Origin of the sequence: Pseudomonas sp. NFPP28, from assembly GCF_900115535.1 — a bacterium.
Taxonomy (GTDB): domain Bacteria; phylum Pseudomonadota; class Gammaproteobacteria; order Pseudomonadales; family Pseudomonadaceae; genus Aquipseudomonas; species Aquipseudomonas extremorientalis.
This window is the reverse complement of record NZ_FOWT01000001.1, coordinates 626,064-644,531: the sequence shown is the minus strand read 5'-3', so window position 1 is coordinate 644,531 and position 18,468 is coordinate 626,064. Positions and strand designations below refer to the sequence as shown.

8 protein-coding genes are annotated in these 18,468 nt (G+C 63.8%); 6 read left to right on the top strand and 2 right to left on the bottom strand.

Annotation, left to right across the window (positions count from 1 at the left end; all coding sequences use genetic code 11):
* Positions 1-53: 53 nt before the first annotated feature.
* Genes BM110_RS03040 through BM110_RS03025 form a run of 4 tightly spaced genes read left to right on the top strand, consistent with a single transcriptional unit; the run spans position 54 to position 3,747 of the window.
* On the top strand, positions 54-791 hold the full coding sequence (locus tag BM110_RS03040) for a pilus assembly protein (RefSeq protein ID WP_071488668.1): 738 nt from the start codon (positions 54-56) through the stop codon (positions 789-791).
* On the top strand, positions 788-1,285 hold the full coding sequence (locus BM110_RS03035) for a CS1 type fimbrial major subunit (RefSeq protein ID WP_371914358.1): 498 nt from the start codon (positions 788-790) through the stop codon (positions 1,283-1,285). Before BM110_RS03040 ends, BM110_RS03035 begins: the two co-directional genes overlap by 4 nt.
* Positions 1,282-2,517, top strand: coding sequence for a hypothetical protein (locus BM110_RS03030; protein ID WP_175507930.1), 1,236 nt, complete (start codon positions 1,282-1,284; stop codon positions 2,515-2,517). Before BM110_RS03035 ends, BM110_RS03030 begins: the two co-directional genes overlap by 4 nt.
* On the top strand, positions 2,518-3,747 hold the full coding sequence (locus BM110_RS03025; protein ID WP_093512311.1) for a hypothetical protein: 1,230 nt from the start codon (positions 2,518-2,520) through the stop codon (positions 3,745-3,747). It begins immediately after the preceding gene.
* On the opposite strand, the gene BM110_RS03020 is transcribed toward BM110_RS03025, so the two are convergent.
* A complete protein-coding gene (locus tag BM110_RS03020; protein WP_093512309.1) occupies positions 3,709-8,775 on the bottom strand; it encodes a dermonecrotic toxin domain-containing protein in 5,067 nt (1,688 codons plus the stop codon). The genes BM110_RS03025 and BM110_RS03020 overlap by 39 nt on opposite strands.
* Positions 8,776-8,961: 186 nt before the next feature.
* Between BM110_RS03020 and BM110_RS03015 the strand changes: the two genes are divergently transcribed.
* Positions 8,962-13,587: a hypothetical protein gene (locus BM110_RS03015; RefSeq protein ID WP_093512307.1), complete on the top strand. Its 4,626-nt coding sequence runs from the start codon at positions 8,962-8,964 to the stop codon at positions 13,585-13,587.
* Here the strand turns inward: BM110_RS03015 and BM110_RS03010 are convergent.
* Positions 13,574-16,672 carry a transglycosylase domain-containing protein gene (locus tag BM110_RS03010; protein ID WP_093512305.1) on the bottom strand — a complete coding sequence of 1,033 codons (3,099 nt, stop codon included), beginning with the start codon at positions 16,670-16,672 and terminating at the stop codon, positions 13,574-13,576. The two genes, BM110_RS03015 and BM110_RS03010, sit on opposite strands and share 14 nt — an antisense overlap.
* 377 nt (positions 16,673-17,049) lie before the next feature.
* Between BM110_RS03010 and BM110_RS03005 the strand changes: the two genes are divergently transcribed.
* Complete coding sequence (locus tag BM110_RS03005) at positions 17,050-18,468, top strand: amino acid permease (RefSeq protein WP_092241013.1); 1,419 nt, start codon at positions 17,050-17,052, stop codon at positions 18,466-18,468.

Here is an 18,468-nt window from a genome sequence, read left to right as displayed (position 1 = left end):
AGTTCCTGGATAAATGGCCGCGCTTGGCCGCTTGCAAAACATGAGGTTGTGGCATGAAACGTTTTTGGTTGTTATGCGTATGTCTTTTCTCCCTGGGGGCCCAGGCGGGCCCCCAGATCAACGTAGGCGTGGTGTACGACTACCTGGAGGCGGGTAAGAGCACCTATATGAAACGGGTGTTCAATGGCGGCACCTCCACGGCGTTCGTCAAGGTCAACATCCTGGAAATGATCTACGACGCCGATGGCTCCTACCGTGAAGTACCGTTGCAGAACCAGCCCGGCGCCGCTGCGCGCGATGGCCTGATGGCCAGCCCGGCGCGGCTGATCGTACCGGCCAACGGCACCCAGGGCACGCGCCTGCTGTTCATGGGCAACCGTGACAAGGAACGCTACTTCCGCGTGCGCTTCGTACCGGTGGTGCCCGAGACCGAAGACGAGTTCGCCGTCACCGAAGAAGAGCGCAAGCAATACAAAGACAGCCTGGCCGCTGGCGTACGCGTGCTGGCGGGTTACGGCACGGTGTTTTTCGTGCGCCCCAGCAACGTGCGGTTTGACACCCAGGTGCGTGACGAAGGCAAGCGCTACACCTTGGTCAACAAGGGCAACAGTGTCGTGGTGGTCGATGAATTCAAGGACTGCTCGGCGGCCAATACCCTGGAATGCCGGCCGACGGTCAAGCACCACATCATGGCCGGTCGTTCCTATGGATTCGATAAAGAGCCTGGCCGCTCCTACCGCTTCAGCCTGATCGAAGGCAGCGAGAAAAAACCGATGGAGGTCAAGGGGTGATCACACTCTTCAAGACGCTGGCATTCGCCTCGCTCAGTGCCATTTGCGTGTTGCCCTCGGCCCGCGCGGCGGTAGAGCGGGAAACCTTCGAGGTGTTCGTGGAAATCCCCACGGCGCAGTTTTATGTGCTCCCGGTGGATCCGACCCTGGTGCAGCGCGACCAGCCGCTGGATTACAACCCGGTGTCATCGCAACTCAAGCCGCTGCGTGCGCAATTCGATGTGAAAAACGTCAGCGGCGCCATTGGCGCACGGCTGGATGCCGAACCGTTTCTGTTCAACGGCAGGGAGCGTATCGACCTGCGCGTGACCTTCAACAATCAAGAGCTGGGCCTGACCTCCAGCGAAGTGGTGTCCAGCACCGATGCCGCGCCGGGCAAGCGCGTGGCTTTGGAAATCGCCGCGATCAAACCGGCGGATGACTACGCCCCGGGTAACTATTACGGCACGGTGCACATGGTGTTCGATGCGCTGGCGCCGGGGGCGAATCCATGAGGTATTTACGTCATATCCAATGGGGCCTTGGCCTGGTTCTCACGCTGGTTGCGAGTGCAGCCCAGGCCGGTTCCGCCGAGGTCCGTGCCGAATTCCGTCCCGACCCCAGCAACCCGATGGTCAACCGCTTTACCAACGTCACGCCCAGTACGGGGTTCTGTAAGCACTTCGTTTATTACTGCGAGCCTAGAGGCTGGTTCAGTCTGGACATGCCCATCGGCCCAAGGCCGCAAACCACTGGTGGACCGGTTGCCGCCAACCACGCCGACCCGCGTCAGGGCGTATACCTGAAGGTTCCGTCCGAATGGCGAACCATCACGGTCACCAGCGCTGCTGGCGACAGCAGTCAGTTGGAGGTGCGTATCTCGGGGATCGGTGGCACCGAGCGTCACGGCGGGCATGTGACGCTGATCACCAATGGTGGAGACTACGAACAATTGTGGAGTACCGGACGCTGGCATAAAGCGCCGGCACCGTGTATCCCCACCGGAATGATCAATGGCACCGCTTACTGGGTCGAGTGGCTCTGGCATGTGCCGGAAAATGCGGGCGCCTGCGCCACCCAGGCGCTGTTTGATCTGCCCTATATGGATTTCCCCGACCTGTATTTCACTTACGAGCTGCGTACGCCCAACCCATTGGATATGCCCGCCGGGATTTACCGTGGCAGCCAGCTCTACACCGTAGGCCCGGGGATGGACTTCGATTTCGGCGACCGCGTGGTTCCGTTCGACAACGTCGCCATCCTGGACTTCGTACTGGATGTGGACCATATCCTCAAGGTCGAGGTGCCCCCCGGTGGCAATCGCGTACAGCTTGAGCCTCAAGGGGGGTGGCAGGCGTGGCTGCAAAACGGGCGCAAACCGACCCGGTTGTACCGCGACCAGACCCTCAACCTGTGGACCAGTACTCAGTTCAAGATGACCCTGGAGTGCGGGGCGCCCATGGGCAATTCCTGCAGCGTAAGCAACGGTACGCATCAGGTGCCGCTGGACATCGCTGTCACGTTGCCCGCAGGTTTGAGCGATGCCTCCGGACGTCCGGTCAACCGCTTGCCCCTGCGCCTTGACGGCAGTGGCAGCGAGCTGTTTAAACCGACCCGCTTTGTCGACCGCAAGCCCAGCACGCTGCACTTTTCCATTCAATCCGAGGGGGTGGCGCAGATGCTCGAACACGGCAGCGGCAGTACCTATACAGGCACAGCCACCGTGATCTGGGATTCGGAGGTTTAAATGAGTCACTATTGGATCAGCAGACTGATCCTGGCATCCGGGCTGACGGCCGCGTTGATCAGCCCTTTGGCCAGCGCACTTACCCAGGACATCACCGCCAAGTTCCGCCCCGACCCGTCCAACCCGACGGTCAACGAGTTCGTCAACACCACGCCCCAGAGCGGCATTTGCCCGGGGCATATCCCGGGGCATTGCAACGCGCTGGGGATCTTCACCATCCGCACCAACGCCTTCACGGCCGAGGCCAACGGGCCCATTCCCGCAAACCACCCCAGCCCCCGCCAGGGGGCCATGTGGAAGGTGCCTTCGGAGTGGCGTGCGGTGCAGGTCACCCATACCGAAACCGGGCAGACCGATACGGTACAGATGCGCATCGCAGGCATCGGCCATCGCTGGAACAGCCGCCCCGGCGTGAGTGCCTGGGGGCAACCCGGCTTGCCTTGGAGCAGCGCGTGGCGGGATGCGCCCAGCCCTTGTCGCGGCATCAACTATTTTGCCGCTGGAACCAACTTTGTGTTGTTCTTCTGGCTGGTCCCGGAAAACGCCGGGGTGTGTCACCGGGTGCCTTCCACCACCATCGACTGGTTCAACTACAGCAATATGGAGTATGCCTACGGCCTGAAAACCCCGAACCCGTTGGCCATGGCGCCGGGTGAATACACGGGCAGCCTCAGCTACGTACTCGGCCCGGGTGGGGATTTCGATTTCGGCGATGTGATGATCCCCAACGATAACGTCCTGACGTTCAACTTCACCCTGACAGTGGACCATCACCTGCGCGTACAGGTGCCGCCGGGCGGCAACCGGGTGCAATTGGAACCCCAGGGCGGCTGGCAGAACTGGCTGCAGAACGGGCGCAAACCGACGCGCCTGGCCAGGGACCAGACCGTCAGCCTGTGGTCGGGCGGCCCCTTCAAGATGACCCTGGAGTGCGGGCAGCCGCTGGGCAACACCTGCAGCGTCAGCAACGGCACGCACCAGGTGCCGCTGGAGGTGGCCGTCAGCCTCCCGGCGGGTTTGTATGACAGTGCCGGGCGGCCGGTCAACCGCTTGCCGCTGCGCCTGGACGGCAGCGGCACCGAGCGCTTCCAGCCGCGCATCTACATCTACCGGCAACCCAGCACCTTGCACTTTTCGGTACTGGCCGACGGTGTGGCACAGATGCTCGAACACGGCAGCGGCACCACCTATTCAGGAACGGCTACGGTGGTCTGGGACTCCGAAGTCTGAGGGCGCGGCCTCGCTTTGCAGCGGGCCCAGCGCCTCACGGGTCAATTGCCGGCGCAGGGCCTTGTGGGCCTGCGCCACGTCTTCCAGCCAGCGTTCATAGGTTGCCTGGCTAACGGGGGCGTCGGTCAGCACGCTGGCACGGGGCACGCCCAGCGCATCGGCCAGGGTCTCAACGCTTTGCCGCGAACCCTGGCCCTGCACCCAGGCGTGCTGGGCCTGCAGCAAGTCGTCCAGGCGTGCGGCTTTGTCCTGATGGACCTGGGTGTTCAGCGCCAGCGCTTCGGCGTGAGTGGCTTCCAGGTACTGGTCCCAGAACTCGACGTTCAACAACGCATCCACCCGGCCGTCGCCGGCCTCGCTCTCGATGACGGCCTTGTAGGTCGTCTCGATCAGTGCGGGGTTCACCGACGCGGTGACACGATAGACCATATGTTCTGCCAGCCAGGGCAAGTGCAGGCGTGCCTTGAGGGCGGTCTGCAACGCCGTGTGCACCTGCACTTCATCCACGCTGCCCGGTACGCCATCGATCACTTCGCTGGTCAGTCGCAACCCGAGCCCACCCTGGTCAATCGGCGCCAGTCGGTGCGCCACTTCCTGGCGGGCCAGGGCGGTGACGCGGCTCAGGCGTGCGGCCTGCCAGGCCAGGTGCGCCAGTCGCCGGGCAAAGGCGCCTTCTTCCAGGGCCGGGCGTGCAGCGTAGGCCTCGTACACCAGGGTCTGCACGCCCAGGCTATTGAACACCTGCGCACCCGCATCGGCGCAGTTGGCGGGCGCGCTGGCCAGGGTGAAGAAGCGCCTGCGCAGCGCTTCATCGGCGTGCATCGCGTCGAGCATGCGCCAGACGTTCAGGCTCAGCGCCCGCCGGTTGGCCAGGTACGCGGCCCGATCGCCCTCGGTCTCGAAGTAGTTGGGCGTCTGCAGGCTGCGGATCACTTCGAAGAAACCCTGGGAGCCGTGTTCCTGTTCCAGCTCGTCCCATTGGCGCTGACGCGATGGACCCTGTTCGGCCGGCAGGTCCTGCAGCCAGAACGCGCTGTCCTGTTCGCCACGCGGCGGGTAGGTGCGATAAGGGTCGAGGCCGGCGCCAAGGCGATAGCTGACCATGCGTTCTTCGTCGTCCAGGCCGAGCTGGTTGCGGTCCAACCGCGTGCGCGCCACCAACAGCGCCTCGGCTTGCCAGGGCAGAAACTTCGGCACGCTCTTGATCGGGCTGTTTTGCAGGTCGAGCAGGAAATCCTCGGGCCGTGGCTGTTCGAACAACCCTTGCGGCCACTGCGTCAACTGCGTATTCGTCAGGTACAGCTCGCGCAGGTCGGGCATGCCGCTGATGTCCGGTGGCTCGCGCAGCAGGCGGTTGTAGGACAGGTCCAGCACCTTGAGGCGGCTGAGGGTGTTGAGTTGGGCCAGGGAATGGGCGTCCCATTGCAAGGGGTTGGCGCTCAGCCCCAGTTGGGTCAGGCGTGGCAGAGTGGTGAGTGTTTCCGGCAGCCGCGTCAGGCGATTCTGCGCCAGCTCCAGAGTGATGAGGTTTGGAAACAATTCCAGGAACCTGGCCTGCGCATCGCCCAGTCCGGTGTCGCCAAGGTTCAGACTGGTGATGTGTTTGAGCGGTGTGCGCAGTGTCGGCATATGCAACAGGTAGGTACCCAGCGGCCAGCCTTCCAGGTCCAGGCGGCTGCCTGGCTGGCGCTCGCCAAACCCGTCGCGGTAGCCACTTGCCGATTTCTCCCAACTGCGCCGCAAGGCCTGGGACAGTTGAGAGCGCACCAGTCGCTCGGCGGTTTGTTCTTCGATGTTGCCCTGATGCCGGCTCGTGGGGGCCTCCACCCATTTCTTCAGGTCCTTGGCCAGCTGCTTTTTCTCCCGCTCCAGCTCACGCAGCGCCGTGAGGCCATCCGGTGAGTCAAACGCTTGCACCTGTTCCTGCACCTTTGCCGCGCTCAATCCCGGGTACAAGGCTTTGACGCGTTCTTCCACCGAGCCTGGCGACAGCCCCAGCAGCTTGCTCGCCCATTTGAACCTTGGCGCCTGCACCAGGCGCAGGGTCTCGCGTTCGGGCGGCGCGCCGATGGGGTCGGCGAGCACTCGGCAGCGATCCTCCAGCGGTACCAGGCGCTCCATCAACCAGTTGCGCAACGCCGGGCCGTCGGCGGCGGCGTCGCCCATCGCGGTACGCGTTGGCCTGGGCAGGGCGTTGAGCAATGCGCTGTAAAAGTCACTGGCGGGGTGCAGGCTCTGGTGAGCGCCGTCGTAGACCGCGTACTGGCCGTCTTCGCGATGTACCAGGATACGCCGGGCGTCGCCGCGACCCGCCTCGGCGCGCACTGCACCGCCGGTGGACTGGCTGCGCACTTGCAAGTGCAGCGCGGCGAGGGCCGGGCTGTGTTGCTCAAGCGCACCGAGCATCATGCGCTCGCTGTGCTCGTTGAGCAGCGGCGCGGCGTGGAAGCCTTCATACGCGTGAGTGGCCCGGGCTTGCAGTTGGAGTGCGCGCCCGAGGCTTTTGAGGCGCAGAGGCAAGTGATGGCCGTGGGTCATGAGCGCCCGTTCGTCCGGGCGCGCTTGTTCCAGCAGATATTCGACCTGGCTTTTGGGCAGTTCGGGGAACGCCTCGCGGACCCGCAGCGCCGTTGCCTGGTTCACGCTCTCGCTGTGCTGGTAGAGGTAGTCGAACACTGCCCGTTGACGTACGGCGAGCTGATCGGCCAGGCGCTGGCGCAATGCATCGATACGCGCCGCCCGTGTCTGCGGCAAGGGGCCGGCGAGGGCCTGGAGTTGCGCTTCGTTGAGAACGTCGAGCAGGCGCGGCGCCAGCTCGCCCCTGTTCAGGGCCTGGCGGCTGATCGGCAGCACGGCGTTGGCGTCGGTGGCGCCGTAACGCAGGGGCGCGCCGCCGAGGTCATCTTCTTCGTACACGTCAATCGCCTGGTCCGCTGGCCATTGCGGCAGTTCGGTGGCCAAGTGAGGGCTCCAGTAGGTGTCATCATCCACCGCCTCGCCGACCTTTAAACGTTGGGCCAGGCGCTCCGTGTGCTGCCTCAGCCGCCAGCGCTTGAGGCTGTCGGCCAGGCGCGGAGAGGGGGCTGCGTTGTCGCGATGCAGCGCACGCAGTTCGTTGTACTCGGTGCCACTGGTCTGGCGCAGTTGTTCCAGTTGCGCCGCGTCCAGGTCATTGACGCTGTGACCCAGGCGCCGCATCAATTGGGGGTCGTCCCAGGTCCTGGGGTCTTCGGCCTCGTGGGTCCAGGCACCCTGGCCGTTGTGTTGCAAACGCGGTGCGTAGGCGTCGGGGCGGCTGGGGTGTTGGATACGGTGGCCGGCGTCGTCGAGCCTGACTTCATAGTGCTCGCCGTCCAGGGGCAGCACGCTGCGGCCTGCGTGGGTGTGCAAGCCCAGCGCGTCGGGTGCCGAATCGCTGGGCAGGCCGGGGGCCTTCAACGCGTAGGGGCGCAGGTCGGGGTTCCACAAGCGCGGTTGACCATTGTGTTCGATGGCCTGCAGTTGATCGACGAAGGGCGAAGGGATGAGCTTGACCAGTTGGCCGCCGATGTGAAACGTACCCAACTGCACCACCTCGTTGACCACGCCGACCAGGTGTGTGGCCGCTTCCCTGGCCTGGCCTTCGGCAAGGTCCACCACACCTTCGACCACTTCATCGAGCAACTGGTAGGCGGTGTAGGCCAGCATCAGCTCACCCAGCCACGGCACGAAGGGTGTGATCACCAGCAAGGCGGCGTTGAAGATCTCGCTGAGCACGCGGCTGAAATTATCCCACCAGGCCCAGCGGGCGCGGCTGTCGCTGTCGGCGGTGGATACCACGATGTCGCGGGCGTCATTGAAGATCTTGTCGAGGCCGCGTTGCAGGCGATGGCGCCACAGGTCGCCGTCGATGGGCACGGCGGCGTATTGCAGGCGCGGCTGGTCCACCGGCGTGTCCCGCCAGGTAGGGCGCGTGTCCAGCGGATCGGTGCGGCGATACCACTGGACGCGGTTCAGGCGTTGTTCGAGGTTGGCGAAAAAGTGCCCGCGCTGTTGCTGGTCGATGAATTGGCTGAAGAACTGGCGGTACGCGGCGGTGCGCAACTTATCGGTCAGCGCTTGCATGAACGCCGCGCTGCTGGGGTATGCCATCAGTGGTGCCTGTGGGTCATGGGGGATATACGCCAGTACCGGCACGGTGACCGTTGCGCGCTCAAGGTCGGCGGCGATCAGCAGGATGCCGGTCAGGCGCGAGTCCATCATCTGCAACTCATAAAACTGCAGCACGCCTCGCTCGCCGTTGAGGGCGCGTTGCAGCACATGGAAACTGGCGGGGTCGATGGCGTGCGTGAGCAAGGCGTGGTGGGCCGCGGCGTTCAGGGCGGCTTTCTGGCTGGCGATGAGCGCATCGTGCAGCGCGGCCAGTTGCGTTTCGTCGGTGGGCAGCAGGTGCTGTTGCAGGTGGCGCTGGTACTGGGCACCCAGATCCAGTTGTCGGCACAGGGCGGTGAACTGCGCAATGCTCATCTGCTGCTTGAGGGGCTTGAGGGTGAAGTGACCGCGGGCGTCGGGCCGGCTGGTGTAGCTGGAGTCGTCGGTGAAGTGCTCATCCTTGGCAAAGTTGTGCAGGGCGGCGTCCAGCAGAGACACACTGCGGCTGGTGACACCCTGGATGAACGTGCCCTTGACGCTGTACAGGAACAGGAAGGTGTCCCGGACGCTGGCGTCCACGCCGTATGTTGTCTTGAGCGCCTGGGTCAGCAACGGCTCGGCGAAGGCATAGACGTCCTGGACCTGTTCGAGGCGCTCATCCACCGTGTTCTGGGTGACCCATGCCTGGGCGTTGGCCGTCTTGAGGCTGGCGTGAGCCTGAGGGGGCGCGCTGTGATACCAGGACGCGAGGTCCAGGCGGGCCTTGCTCAAGGCTTCAGCTCTGGCCGGCGAGGTTGCGAGCAGCCATGGCGGGATCTTCTGTTTGATCAATTCATAGTGCGGGCCTTTGTCTGGGTGGAGGGACGACGCGGGCGCGGGCTGCGGTGGCGGGTGCATGGCAGATGACCTTGAGGTGTAGAAAAGGTCGTCAGCCTAGGTGCCCTGGGGTGGGGGCGAGGCAGTAGATAGTTGAAGTCGCCTGCGCTTTATTCCTGGGGCTCGGTCGGCGGTGTTAACTGTCTACGTCTTCGGAGGTGGCGCAAGGGATTAGCTTGAGTGGACCCACCCCATGGAGAGACCTGGATGCCCCTCACTGCCAGCGCCCTGCGCCAAGCTCATATTGAACAGATCGAAACCCTGTTCAACGACCCTCCCTCCTTGTTGGCAGTCGCCCTGGACAGTGCCCAGGCTTACCTGGACCGTCATTTCAGCGCGCGTAACGAGCACGCGCGATGGCTCCATATCGCAACCCCTGAAGATCACCCCGATGAAGGCGCCTGGCGCTATGCCTCATTGGCGCAGATGGTGGTGGAGCGCCTGGCGACTGCTCGGCCAGTGTTGCTGGTGCAGGACTATCACAAGGTGGTCCGACGCGTACGCGAGGTGATTGGGCCGGGCGGGCCGAGCCTTGCCGAACTGGAGGTATTGATCAACGAATGCGGTAGCTTTCTGCTGGAGGCTTTTTCCCAGCGATTGCAGGCGTGGTGGCATGAGGCAATGCCCGTGGACAGCGTGCGCTGGGGGTATTTGTCCGATGAGTTGTTGGCGCTGTTCTACGATGCCCCCATGCCGCCTGGCATGAGCCCGGCGCGCTTTGCCGAGCTGTTTCCGAAAACCTTGTTGCGTGCGACCCGGCCCGACCGTGAGTGGAGCCTGCACAGCGCGGCATTGCGCGTGCAAACGCTGCACCTGCAGCAAAACCAGCTGCGCACGCTGCCTTGGCTGTTGCTTGAGCGGACCCTGGCGCTGGGGCGTTCGTCTTTGTTGGTCTACAACCCGGCCTCGGGAATCACCCCCATTGAAGCTATAGACGATATAGGGGCTTTGCTGGCTGCCGAGGTGGAACCGTCACCGTCAGGGCAAGTCGCACAGTGGTTTTCCCAGCCGGTGGAGGGGGACCCCTTCGATGCTTTGGCGGCCAGTTACCTGGAGCGGCAGTTGCGCGACCTCGACCGCATCGACCGCCGGGTGCCACGCACGCCCCAGGCTTTGCAACAGTTGCTGAACGACATCACTGACCCCTTTCACTGGTTTGTCGCGCGCCTGAGTTCTCTTCAACAGAAGTTGCGTGCTGGCTTGCCGCTGTGGCTGAGCCAGGCCGATGCCGCCGACAGTATCGCCTGTGCCCAATTGCTGCGTGGCTGTGTGCTGGCCGGGCATGCCGAGGGCGCACACGACTACCTGGAAGGTATCCCGACGATTGAGCAGTTTGCCATCGAGCAATTGCAAGGGTGTTTGCAGCAGCAGCCCTTGACGGCCAAGCTGAAAGCACAAGACATCAGCCTGCGGTTCGATCGCGTGATTGCCGCTGCCGTGCCGCTGCCGGGCGGCTTCATTGCCGGGGAAGTCGAACCCGTCACCGTGACACTGGTGCAATTGGCCCTGGAAAACCTCGCCGGCTTTCCACACACGCCCAAGTCGATCAGCCTCAAGGGCGAAAAGGCCCCGACGTGGTTGACGTACAACCTGCTGAGCACCTGCATCGAGCAGGTCGATATCGGGCAAGCCTATCCGCTGTTGCTCAAGCGCAAGCTGGTGGAGGACCAATCTGAAGCCACGCGCCGCCGGCGGTTGTTCAGCCGGCAACTGCGTAACCAACTGCCGCTGCTGGCTCTGCAATACAAAATCCAGGGGCTGCACGGCCTGACCCGCACCGGTTTCCTGCGCTTGCAGGCCGCGTTGCAAGCTACTCCGGCCCAACGCCTGCTCGATGGAAAAGGCATGGCCCTGTGGCCGCTGGCGTTTCGCGCTGCGCCCGATCAGGTGGCGGACGTGGTTGCCAACCAGTTCATCATCGGGCCCCAGGCCGGGCACGAAGGGCCGCACCTGTTGTACCGGCCACTGCTGAGCCCGACGTTGCAGGAGTATGAAAGCCTGGCGGCTTTGCTCGAGGCGATCAGGGCCCCTGGCGAACTGCAGGATCAGGTGCTGAGCTGGATAGATGCACGACGCCAGGCGATCTATGTCAAGGGTGGTTTCATCGAGCCGCACATCCGGCATTTTTTACCGACGGATGAGTTCACGGTCTACACCAAACCGGCTCCCGCACAACTGCACAAACAGGTGGTCGAGGGCGACCCGGCGCAACAGGTTTTCATTGCAACCGCCGAGGCGCTGGTGACCCTGGCCGACCGTCAGTCACAGTCCAATGCCGAACAGCGCTGGGCCACCCTGAAAAAACTCGGTTGGCTGCTGTTTACCAACCTGCTGCCGTTCCTGCGTGGGCCGGCGGCGTTGTCCGGGTGGCTGCTGCAGTTGACGGACAGCGTACGAGAGGATCTTCAGAGCCTGCACAGTACCGATGCCCAGGCGCGAGCCGCCGCCGTCACGGACATGCTGGTCAACCTGATAGCCGTGATAGCGCATCAGGCTGCCCCCCATGACGTGCAGCGCCATCTGGACCTGGAACATCCGGCGTTTGCGCCATTGGCCCGCGCCGAACCGTTGCCTGCCGCGCCGGTGCGGGTGGTGGCCCCGGCATCGTTCAGTGCGCCGCTTGGCTGGGCCAACGCACGGGATACCCTGACCCCGGCCATGCAGGCGCGGCTGACGGCCTTGAGCCTCGAGTCGCAGCCCACGCCCGACGATCTGAAACAGGCTGAAGCCAGCGGTCCGTTGCAAGGGTTGTTGAAACCCGCATCGGCTGTCGGCGGGTACTGGCAGGCGCTGGTACGCGGGCGGGTCTATCGCGTTCAGATCCAACAGGGGCGGGTACGGGTGGTCGGTGCCACGGACGAAATCCTGGGGCCCTGGCTCAAACACCTGGGCAACGGGCGTTGGGACATCGACCTGGGCCTGCACCTGCGTGGCGGCGCGGATGACCCTGCCCGGCAGGAAGCCCGCCAGGCAGCCAGTACACGGCGTGAAAGCCTGACCCGCGACTACCAGCAGGCACGCCAGGACCAGACGCGGGCTCGCCAGGCGATGGCGGTGGCCCGTGCACTGGTCGAACAGCCTGAAGGCGCCATTGATGAGCAACGTCGGGTGCAAGCCCGGCAGCGTTATCACCAGGAAGCCGAACGCGCCTGTGGTTTCGCCCGCAAGGAACTGCACACCCTGCGCGCATTGCGCGAATTGGCACCGCGCACGCGTTATGAAGAAGAGCTGTGCGGCGCCCTGGAGTCGGTTGTGTTGAGCACGCAATTGCTCAGCTCCCTGACCCGCGACCAGATGGTGGCAACCAACGCGCGACTCGATCCGGTGTTCAAATTGTTGGAGGACGAAACCGAGGATGAGGCTCAGTCCGACATCAACCGCCAGGCCCATGTGGAGTTGGGACAGGGCCTGCGCGAATTGGCGACGCTGCACGACCACGCTATTCACTGGCGAACCCTGGAGGACCTTCACCTGGACGAATTGCGGCAGGTTCCCAGGCTTGGCCGCGACAAGGCCGAGGCCTTGACGGCAGGCTTGCCCCCACGGCCATCGGTGCAGGACCTGCAAGCCCTGCAGTTCACCACGTTATGGGGTATCGCCATCGATGTTGCGGGGCCGCCTTTGGAGGACGCCTTCTTCGACAGCATCAGCGAAACCATCAACCGGGCGCGTCGGGCCAACCGTTCCATGGCGGACTTGCGTCACGTGGAGGTCACTGACCAGGAGCGCATCGAATTGCTGGAGAGCGTTGACCGGGTCTACGCGCAAACCGACGATCAGATCGAGTTCTGGCGGGCCATGGAGCCGGACAAGTTCAACGTGGATTACCTGCAAAAACTCCAGGCGTTACTGACACAGCTGCATCTGTACATCGAAGGCCAACTCAACGACCTGACGCAACCGGTCGCCAAGACCAGGCCACGGACCAAGCCGCCCGCACCCGTACCAGGGGCAAGGCGCAAGAAGATCATCCGCACGCGTAACCGCGACCTGTATGTTGCCCAACTGAGCGACCTGCCGTCCGACCACCCAGCCGCCGAACTGCGTGACCCTTCGGGCCAAGTCATCGCCGCCTTCACCGAAGCCGAAGACGGCGTGTGGGATGCCCGGCCGACACCCGCCCGGCGCCGCCCCGATCCGGCATTGAGCAGCCTGATGGAAAAAGGCGAAGCCCTGTTGGCGACGGTCGATAAAGCCATCAATCAGGTCAAGGCCATGATCCCTGGCGTCAACCAGCCGTCGAGCCTGCAATACCTGCTGGAGTCCCAGGCCACCCGTCGACGCTGGGTGGCCGAGGACATCAACAAGAAGCTGAGTGTGCTCGACAGTACGCGGCTGGCAGTGGTGCAACAGGCCAACGCCCGGGCCATGGTCAGCCGCTTGCACGCCTCGGTGGCGAGCCTGGAGGCCGCCGGCCTGGAGGCTCGCATACAGGCGAGCAAGGTACGGCCCATCACCCAGGACACGCTGGAGTTCCTGCATCGCCACCACGAGGTTCGGATAACCCGGCGCGGCGGGCGGGTGGCGCTCAAGGGGCACCGCGACGACTATCTGCAGGTCTACGCCGTCGTCGATGCCGCGAACGGCGAAGCGCTGTGTGTCGCCCATTTCCATTACCCGACGCAGAAGGCGTTGGACGATCATTTCGTGGCCGCCCACCTCAAGCGTCCCGAACAGGAACACCTGGGCCGCCAGGACCAGGCCGAAGTCGAGGCGGACAGGTTTGCGCGTATTCGTCGCGGGCAGACTGGTCAGTTGCAACCTGTGCCTGAGATCGAACGTCAAGCTCTCTCTCTGGGCGTGGCCAGGCGCCTGTTTTTCAGCCTCGACTGAGGTCAGCGTTTGCCCGGCACAGGGTCTGGCTGCCGGGTTGCAAGTACGGCATCAGCAACGGCGCCATGCCCTTGAGCACCTGCACGGGCAGGGCCGAGGTGAAGGTGAAGTGCTCGGCGGATTGGCCGGGGACAAACGCGGTTAACGTGCCGAAGTGGTGTTCGCCCAGGTAGAACACAAACGTGGCAGTGCGGTTGATCGACTTGGAACTGAGGATGCGCCCACCGGCGCCGATGGCCTCGATGCGATTATCGCCGGTGCCGGTCTTGCCGCCCATGGCCAGCGGCGTGCCGTCGGCCAGCTTGAAACTGCCGGCGACGCGTTTGGCGGTGCCGGCGTCCACCACCTGGGACAAGGCGCCGCGCAGGGCCCTGGCGACCTCGACCGGGATCACCTGTTTGCCGGGTGCCGGGTCGTTGACGACGCGCGTTTCGTACGGCGTGCCGGCGGCGAACAACAGGCTGTCGATACGCAGAACCTTGGGGCGCACTCCGTCGTTGAGAATAATGCCCATCAGTTCAGCCAAGGCCGCCGGGCGATCGCCAGAGCTGCCGATCGCCGTCGCCAGGGACGGCACCAGGTGATCGAAGGGGTAGCCCACGGCCTGCCAGCGCTGATGGATGTCGAGGAAGGCTTCGATCTCCAGCATGGTGCGAATGCGGCTGTCCCGCGCACTCTGGTGGCGGCTCTTGAACAACCAGCTGTACACCTCCTGGCGTTCGAACTGGCTGGCCTTGACCACCTCGCTGAACGTTGCCTCGGGATGGTTGAGCAAGTAGCCGAGCAACCACAGGTCCAGCGGGTGCACCTTGGCGATGTAGCCTTGGTCGGGCAGGTCGTAGGTGCCGGGGCCGTAGTCCTTGTAGAGTTTTTGCAGGCGTTCGTCGGTGAGTTTTTCGTGGGTCTTGATGCCGGCCAGGTGTGAGCGCACGAACAGGTTGAAGCTCGCCTGGCTGGCGTCGGGCAACAGGTAGCGGTGCACGGCCGCCAGGCGGATCGGCGTTGGGCGCAGGCTGTCGAGGAAGGTGTCCAGGCGTGCCTGGGTGTCTTTCTTCTGGTACTTCTTCCAGAACTTGCGCAGGAAGGTGGTGCCTTCGCGGTCAGCGAAACCGGCAAGGTATTCCTGGCGGCGCGGGTCGCTGTCGTCCTTGAGCAACTCGGCGCTGTTGTTCTCGCCCGAATAGGTGACATAGCGCACCACGTCGCGCATCAGCCGAATAAATGGCAGGTTGATCGATTCGCGCAAGGCGTCGCGCAGGGTCGGGCTGCGGCCGTTGTCCTGGCTGCGAAAGTTATGGAAGCTGTGCAAGCCGCCGCCGGTGAAGAAGCGCTCGCCGGGGCTGGCCGAGTAGGTGCGGTCCAGCGCCGCGTCGAGCATGACGGCCAGGGATTTGTCCGGGGCCTGGATCAGGTAATCGAGGGCCCAGCGGCTCAGGCGGTCCTGGTCGTCGACGGCGACTTTTTTCAGCGCGGCGGGCGCTTGCGCGGCGTACTTGCCGTGTAGTTCGGCGATGATTTGCAGGTAGGTGGTGAGCACCCGCAGCTTGGCGGTGGAGCCCAGCTCCAGCTTGCTGCCTTCGTTGATGTCGAAGGGCTGGTCGGTGTTGTCGGTCTGTACCCGCACCCGCGCACCGTCCGGGGTCAGTTCGAACAGGGTGAAACTGTAGCGCACCTGGGCGGTACTGGCGGGAGTGAGCAGGCGCTCGCCGATCAGGCCGATCTGGCGTGCATACTCGGGGTCGGCGAGGTGCTTGAGGTAGTCACTGACTTGGCCCTGCAACTGCGCTTGCAGGGTCGTGGTGGCGGACAGGTCCAGGCGGTCGAGGTCGTACAGCGGCCGGTCAAGTAATGCGGCCAAACGGCTGCGGGCCACACTGATGCCTTTATTGGTTTCTATCGGTTGAAGCGTGGGTTGTTGTGCCCAGTCGCGGTAAGTGACCTTGCTCGCCAGGGCGACCTTCAGTAAGTCAGGTCCGATCACGCCATTCTGGGCCAGTAGGCGTAAATGGCTGTCGGTCAGGTCGGCAAGTTCGTCCCGCCCTTTGGCGAGGTAATGGGAAGGACGACGCTGCGCGATGATCAACGACAGCACCTGACGCAACGCCAGGCCTTGCTGCGCATTCACTGGGCCGCGCAAGGCCTGGTTGACCTGGTTGAAGTCGGCGCCGTACCACACCCGCAACCCCTCGGCCATGCCGTGCACTTCGCCGTGCCCCGGCACCGCCGACAGCGGCACGCTGTTGAGGTAGTCGCGCACAATATCCTGCCGCGCCGGCAAGGTCTCGGGCCCATCGTGGTAAGCGCGCACGGCGGCGGAAAACATCTGTCTCAGCTTTTCCCCACCCGATACGGTCAGCCCGTCCGGCGAATGGCGATATTTCTCCAACTGGGTGGCGAGGGTACTGCCGCCGGCACTCTGGCCTGGCAGGTGCAGCAGCCGGGCGACTTGCGACCAGGCTGCCTTGGCGAAGCGTGGCCAGTCCACGGCGGGGTTGGCCTGGGGTTGCGCGGGGTCGAGCAGGTCGCGGTTTTCGATGAACAGCAAGCTGTTCACGACCAGTGAGGGGATAGCCGTGAAGCTTGAGTACAACTGTTGCGGGTAGTCGTACCGATACAGCGGCACGGCGCGACAATCGGTGATGGAAAGTCCCGCCTGGATTTTTTCCGTGTAGGGCACGAACAGCCCTTTGGCGCTGTAGTCCATCAACGCGGGGGAAAACCACGCCTGGGCTTCGATCACGTAGCCGCGCTTGAGCAAGCGCGGCAGGAATGTATCGAGGTCGCTGTAGCCCAGGCGACGATCGAATGGGCCTGCGCCGGGGTAAACGATCGCATCGCTGGGGCCGGGCCTGACGTCATAAGTCAGGTCGCGGGCCAGCCGGCTGAGTGCCTCGGCCTGCAGGTGCGAGGTGCGCATCTCCCTGGCGGCGGCAAAGCCCAGGGCGATCAGCGCCATCAGCACGATCAACCAGAACAGGCGACGCCCATGGCGCGGCCGGGGTTTACTTTCGGGTAAAGGCGCTGGGTCCGAACTGCCTTGTGGTTTCGCAGCCTTGGTCGATTCGGTTTGCCACAGTGCGCCCATAGTCGATTGATCCATTCACGCAGATTGATCGGACTTGCTTGAAGCGTAGTCGCTGGACGCTGCTTGTGAGGGAAATGTGTTTTTCGAGTCAGAACCTTCCGACGGTTATGGGGGCGGGCCTGCCGCGACGTTTTGCCGCTCAATGCAGGTCAGATGCTCCTGTTAAATTGCAAGACAGCGAGCACTTCCACTAAATTGCCTCGCTTTTATAGTGAAAGACCCTGCTCCGGGCTTTTTATACTGCACGCCCCGCTGATCTTGCCTGGCAAGAAGGGCCCGTCCATGAGGCGGCCCCGGTCTCGGCAAGGGTGCCGGCTTACCGGCCCGCGCCCTGGAGACTCGACGGACAATCCAATAACAAAATGAGGTTGTACCCTATGCCAGTCGGCAACCCACTGCCCCATGGCGAGACCGCTCAAGGCGGCCCGCTCAAACGCGAACTCGGTGAACGGCATATCCGCCTGATGGCGCTGGGCGCCTGCATCGGCGTCGGCCTGTTCCTCGGCTCGGCCAAGGCCATCGAAATGGCCGGCCCGGCGATCATGCTGTCGTACATCATCGGTGGCCTGGCGATCCTGGTGATCATGCGCGCCCTCGGCGAGATGGCCGTGCACAACCCGGTCGCCGGTTCGTTCAGCCGTTATGCCCAAGACTATCTCGGCCCCTTGGCGGGTTTTCTCACCGGTTGGAACTACTGGTTCCTGTGGCTGGTGACCTGCGTGGCGGAGATCACCGCCGTGGCGGTGTACATGGGCGTCTGGTTCCCGGATACGCCGCGCTGGATCTGGGCCCTGGCGGCGTTGATCAGCATGGGCACCATCAACCTGATCGCGGTCAAGGCGTTTGGTGAGTTCGAATTCTGGTTCGCCCTGATCAAGATCGTCACCATCATTGCCATGGTCATCGGCGGCGTCGGCATCATCGCCTTCGGCTTCGGCAATGACGGCGTGGCCCTGGGGATTTCCAACCTGTGGGCCCACGGCGGCTTCATGCCCAATGGCGTGCAGGGCGTGTTGATGTCGTTGCAGATGGTGATGTTTGCCTACCTGGGCGTCGAGATGATCGGCCTCACCGCCGGTGAAGCGAAGAACCCGCAAAAGACCATTCCCAGCGCCATCGGCTCAGTGTTCTGGCGCATCCTGTTGTTCTACGTGGGTGCATTGTTTGTGATCCTGTCGATCTACCCGTGGAACGAGATCGGCACCCAGGGCAGCCCGTTCGTGATGACCTTCGAACGGCTCGGTATCAAGACCGCCGCGGGCATCATCAACTTCGTGGTGATCACCGCCGCGCTGTCGTCGTGCAACGGCGGCATCTTCAGCACCGGGCGCATGCTCTACAGCCTGGCGCAGAACGGCCAGGCGCCGGCCACGTTCGGCCAGACCTCCAGCAATGGCGTGCCACGCAAGGCGTTGCTGCTGTCGATCTTTGCCTTGCTGCTGGGCGTGTTGCTCAACTACCTGGTGCCGGAAAAAGTCTTTGTGTGGGTCACCTCCATCGCCACCTTCGGTGCGATCTGGACCTGGCTGATGATCCTGCTGGCCCAGCTCAAGTTCCGCAAAGGCCTGAGCCCCGCCGAACGGGCAGGGCTCAAATACCGCATGTGGCTGTATCCGGTCAGTTCCTACCTGGCCCTGGCGTTCCTGGTGCTGGTGGTGGGCCTGATGGCGTACTTCCCGGACACTCGCGTGGCGCTGTATGTGGGGCCGGCGTTCCTGGTGCTGCTGACCGTGTTGTTCTACGTGTTCAAGCTGCAGCCGTTGAACACTGCCCAGGGGGCCACGCGTTCGGCGTGA